The sequence below is a fragment of the Sporosarcina koreensis genome (assembly GCF_001531445.1).
GTDB classification, from domain to species: Bacteria; Bacillota; Bacilli; order Bacillales_A; family Planococcaceae; genus Sporosarcina; species Sporosarcina koreensis_C.
The window spans coordinates 16,958-21,690 of the sequence record NZ_LQYA01000233.1 but is presented as its reverse complement, the minus strand read 5'-3'; the positions used below and the strand labels follow the sequence as shown (position 1 = coordinate 21,690).

General features: G+C 44.8%; 5 protein-coding genes. 2 read left to right on the top strand and 3 right to left on the bottom strand.

Going from position 1 to position 4,733, the window contains the following annotated elements:
- A partial coding sequence (locus AWV70_RS24900; RefSeq protein ID WP_235588782.1) for a Sapep family Mn(2+)-dependent dipeptidase occupies positions 1–465 on the bottom strand: 465 nt, incomplete at its 3' end.
- Positions 466–732: 267 nt separating this feature from the next.
- On the opposite strand from AWV70_RS24900, the gene AWV70_RS19945 reads away from it, so the two are divergent.
- Positions 733–954 (top strand): DeoR family transcriptional regulator, encoded by a 222-nt coding sequence (locus AWV70_RS19945; RefSeq protein WP_060210271.1) that lies wholly within the window; start codon positions 733–735, stop codon positions 952–954.
- A gap of 90 nt (positions 955–1,044) precedes the next feature.
- Here AWV70_RS19945 and AWV70_RS19940 read toward each other — a convergent pair whose 3' ends face one another.
- Positions 1,045–1,761, bottom strand: coding sequence for a pseudouridine synthase (locus AWV70_RS19940; protein ID WP_060210266.1), 717 nt, complete (start codon positions 1,759–1,761; stop codon positions 1,045–1,047).
- A 3-nt stretch (positions 1,762–1,764) separates the two neighbouring features.
- Positions 1,765–3,381, bottom strand: coding sequence for a putative polysaccharide biosynthesis protein (locus AWV70_RS19935; RefSeq protein ID WP_060210265.1), 1,617 nt, complete (start codon positions 3,379–3,381; stop codon positions 1,765–1,767).
- Between the two features lie 317 nt (positions 3,382–3,698).
- Between AWV70_RS19935 and AWV70_RS19930 the strand changes: the two genes are divergently transcribed.
- Positions 3,699–4,733 (top strand): NAD(P)/FAD-dependent oxidoreductase (locus AWV70_RS19930; protein WP_235588779.1); only part of this gene is annotated, 1,035 nt, incomplete at its 3' end.

The window sequence follows — 4,733 nt, the reverse complement described above, 5'->3', positions numbered from 1 at the left end:
GCGGAAACCGCTTTCTTCATCTGTACCGATAATGAGCCGGACTCTTTTATTCAAAGGAATGCCCGCTTCCTTCACCATTTTCATGGCGTGCCAAGCGGCGATTGTCGGCCCTTTATCATCAATCGCACCTCGGCCGAACAACTTTCCGTCCTTCACTGTCCCGTCAAACGGACCGAACTTCCAATTGCCGCCAGCAGGCACAACATCGACGTGACAAAGGATGCCAAGCAGCTCGTCGCCCTCTCCCATTTCAATATGGCCAGCCATATTATCGATATTTTTAACAGTGAATCCGGCTTTCCTGCCTTCCTCCAAAAGCCAATCAAGTGCACGCTTCGGCTCCGTTCCAAACGGTGCCTCCTCTGTTGCCGTGCTTTCGTCAAGTATGGACGGGATGGAAACCAATTGCTTTAAATCATCAATTAGAAGTTCTTCTCTTTCTAACACTTTTTCACTCCAATTCACCAATTCAAGCACCTTCTTTCCTAATACCCTATTTTTACATGTTCAGCTTAGAAAATAAAGAGCAAAACATTTCTTACAGAACTTTAACAAAAAATTCATGTATTATTGTTAAAAATGAGTTATACTTATATTGTCAGAACATTGCATCTGACGCAACGTTCTGATGAAAGGAGTGCATTGTCGGGGGCAATTCAACTAACACACGGTACATTCAATAGTCTCATGCCCATCGTTTTGGAAAATGAAGATGAAGGAGTGGTTCCACAGTTGAATCCAGCTACTGATCGTATGCTTACCCGCATCAAGGATGTATATTTATATATCCTTGACAGGGGTATTGTCACAACGGAAAATGTTGTTGAAGAATTCGGCATCACAAACCGCACAGCGCAAAGGGACTTGAACGTCCTAGAATACAACGAGCTCATCACAAGCCCGGCCCGCGGAAAATGGACGACAACTCAGAAAAAAGTTAAATTACCCTCATGACATCACTTCAAAAGCGAAGGGTGGCAGCTAACTGCCACCCAGAGTCTAGACGTTACCAAGATACGAAAAGGCTGAACCAGACAATCCGGTTCAGCCTTTTTCATTTCGGAGCATGGCGACTTCCTCTTCGGTCAGCTCCCTATATTCCCCTAAGTGTAAAGCACTATCCAATTCCAGAGGTCCCATCGATAGGCGTTTCAAATAGACGACCCGCTTCCCGACCGCTTCGAACATCCGCTTCACTTGATGGAACTTGCCTTCAGTGATCGTCAGCTCGATTTCCGATGTCTCGCCTGATTGCAAAACTCGAAGCTGTCCCGGTTTCGTGAAGTAGCCGTCGTCCAACGTCAACCCTGCCGCAAACTTTTCAATATCAGTTTCATCGACCCGCCCATTGATATGGGCGTAATACGTTTTCGGAACTTCCTTTTTCGGCGACAGTAATTCATGCGCTAGCTTGCCGTCATTCGTAATCAATAAAAGACCTTCCGTATCCTTATCGAGCCTTCCTACAGGAAACGGTTCGAAATGACGATGTTCTCCAATCAGCAAATCGATGACAGTCCGGTCACGATCATCCTCCGTTGCGGAGATGACCCCTTGAGGTTTATTCAACATCAAATATATAAATTCTTTGTAGACGACCTGCTCACCAAGGATCGTTACCTCATCCTTCACCGGATCGACGTGAAGCGCCGCATCCTTTACAGGTTCAGAATTAACCTGCACGGCTCCTTTCTTCAATAGTTGCTTGACTTCTTTCCGGGAGCCATAGCCCATATTCGCAAGTAATTTATCTAAACGCATCGTTCACCCTCCAAAACCGAACTTCTTGGTAATTCTCGTCAATCGGTCGCCGAACAACTTTTGCGCAAGCCCCGACTTCAACGAAAGTGCCCCATAGACTACTACTCCGACAGCCGCACAAATCATAACATAGAGCAGCGCCTGCATCTTACCGTCGACAGGACTGATTGCTAGCAGACCCTTTAATGTAAAGTGCACGGAAACGAGCATGATCACATTGAAAATCCCGATAAGGATCAAGCGCCTAAACACCATCTTCGAACGGTAATGAAGGACTCTCGAAATGACATAAATATTGATTCCGACCGCGATTGCATAGCCGATCGCCGTCGCAGCAATAGCGCCGTTCACTTCGAAGAGCTTAATGAGCGGGATGTTCAAGATCATTTTGAATAAGAGGCCCGTTAGCGAAGTGAAGACAATCCATTTATGCTTGTTGATTCCCTGAAGGATAGCGGCTGTTACTGTGAATAGGCCGAACAGGATTGCAACAGGCGCATATGCTGTCAGTACACCAGCCCCGATTGGACTTTCACTGTAGAAAAATCTATAGATTTCATTTGAAAGAACCATCAGTCCAAGTACCATGGGAATTGTCAGAAACAGCATGATCTGATATGTTTGGTCGAGCGACCTGGTAATTCCCTTCTGGTCTTTTTTCGTGTAGAAACTTGTAATGACAGGAATTAATGCCATTGAAAACCCTGTTGCAACCATTACAGGTATCATGACAACTTTATGCGTCAAAAAGTTGAGCATCGTAAAATACATATTGGAAACGTCTTTTAGACCGATTGATTTCATCGTAGTGTTGAATGTGATCATATCCACAAATTGATATAAAGGATTGATGACGCCAACAAGGACGAACGGGATTGTATAACCGATAACTTCCTTGTACATATCAAAAAAAGTAATATCGCTTGCCGGTGGACTGCTTTGATACAATTGGTTGAACTCGGGCTTATATTTCAACCAATATTTATATAAAACAACTAGCCCCGCCAACGCCCCTATGAACGCGGCAAACACAGCAAATTTAACTGCTATCTTAGGAGATAGATCCAAAACATTCACTACAATGAATGCTCCTAGTAGCACGACAATAATCCTGACAATTTGTTCGATAAGCTGTGAAACGGAAGTCGGCTCGAACTTCTGATTGCCTTGCAAATATCCTCTGACAATACTCATAAGCGGGACGACAAGCAATGCGTAGCTCACCCAACGAATGACAGACGTGATTTCTGCAATTGTAAAGTCCTCGTCGTCATCAGATATGACAAGATGCGCTATCGGTTCTGCCATGAAAAATAATACCAAAAATGATAAAACTCCAGTGGCGATCATGACAAGCATCCCGGATTTCATCAACTTCCGGCCAGTTGCATAATCGCCCATAGCATTGTATTTAGAAACAAATTTCGAAATGGCTAGTGGTGCGCCAGAAATAGCGACTGCCAACGCCAAATTGTAAGGAATGTATGCGTATTGATATAACCCAATATTTTTTTCCCCAACAATCGCATAAAACGGTATAACGTATAAAAGACCGAGCGCCTTCGATAAGAAGAGCCCGATGGTTAAAATGGCCGTGCCTTTTACAAGATTTGATGACATAGTTGATCCTTCCAATCATAAGAACTACTCCACAAAGCTACTTATCAGTTTACCCCCCTGCGCTGCTTTTCACAATGATTAACTGAATCCAGCCTGATTACCCTTGCCTCAAGCAATGACGAGATAAATGCATATCCCCCCTGAATTTAGTGGAGGATAAAATCAAGCTGGACTCAGTTATCCTCCGGAGGATGTCACAGATTTTCAAAGGAATTTTTCGAGCAAGCTCGAAAAAAATCTGGACGCAATTACGCCAAGGCGTAATTGATTGGCTTATCCATGTATAATAGAGAAAAACAGAAAGTGTGGTTCCATATATGTATGACGTCATAATCATCGGCGGGGGTCCCTCTGGACTGATGGCCTCAATCGCTGCGGCTGAACATGGAGGCAAAGTTCTCCTGTTGGATAAAGGGAAGAAGCTCGGGAATAAATTATCGATATCAGGAGGCGGCAGATGCAACGTAACGAATCGGCTTCCACTTGAAGAAATCGTGAAGAATATTCCCGGAAACGGTAGATTTTTGTATGGTCCGTTTTCTGTCTTTAATAATGAGGATATCATCGCATTTTTTGAAGGGCTTGGCGTTCCGTTAAAAGAAGAGGATCACGGCCGAATGTTCCCTGTTTCGAATAAAGCGAAGGATGTTGTGGATGCTTTGCTATCGGAAATGGATCGCTTGCATGTGGAAGTCAGGTTGACGACCCGCGTGAAAAAACTACTGATGGGCGATGAACGGATTTTGGGCGTGCGGCTTGAAGATGGTGAAGAAATCCGTTCTCACGCAGTCGTTGCAGCGGTAGGCGGCAAGGCGGTCCCGCAAACCGGAAGTACAGGAGATGGCTATCCATGGGCGGAAAAAGCTGGACATACAGTGACCGAGCTCTACCCGACAGAAGTGCCGTTACTATCCGATGAACCGTTTATCCAATCAAAGGAACTGCAAGGTCTCGCACTGCGCGATGTTGCTGTTTCCGTTTTGAATGCTAAAGGGAAGACACTTATTACCCATCAGATGGACATGCTTTTCACCCACTTCGGTTTGAGCGGCCCAGCAATTTTACGTTGCAGTCAATTTGTCGTAAAAGAGCAAATGAAAAATGGAAAACAGCCCGTCGAAATGCGGATTGACTCCCTTCCTTCGATGAATGAAGAAAAGGCTTTTCAAATGATTCATACCATGTTGAAAGAGGACCCGAAAAAAGCGGTGAAAAACAGTTTGAAAGGACTCGCTCCAGAGCGATGGCTGCTGTTTTTATTTGACCGCGCAGGCATCGATGAAGCTGATATCGGTGCAGGACTTTCAAATGAAAAGATACGCAAACTTGCGGGGGTGCTGAAAGGTTTCCCG

Coding starts and splice junctions, on each gene's coding strand:
- AWV70_RS19935 (WP_060210265.1), bottom strand. CDS start 3,381: ATGTCATCAAATCTTGTAAAAGGCACGGCCATTTTAACCATCGGGCTC.
- AWV70_RS19940 (WP_060210266.1), bottom strand. CDS start 1,761: ATGCGTTTAGATAAATTACTTGCGAATATGGGCTATGGCTCCCGGAAA.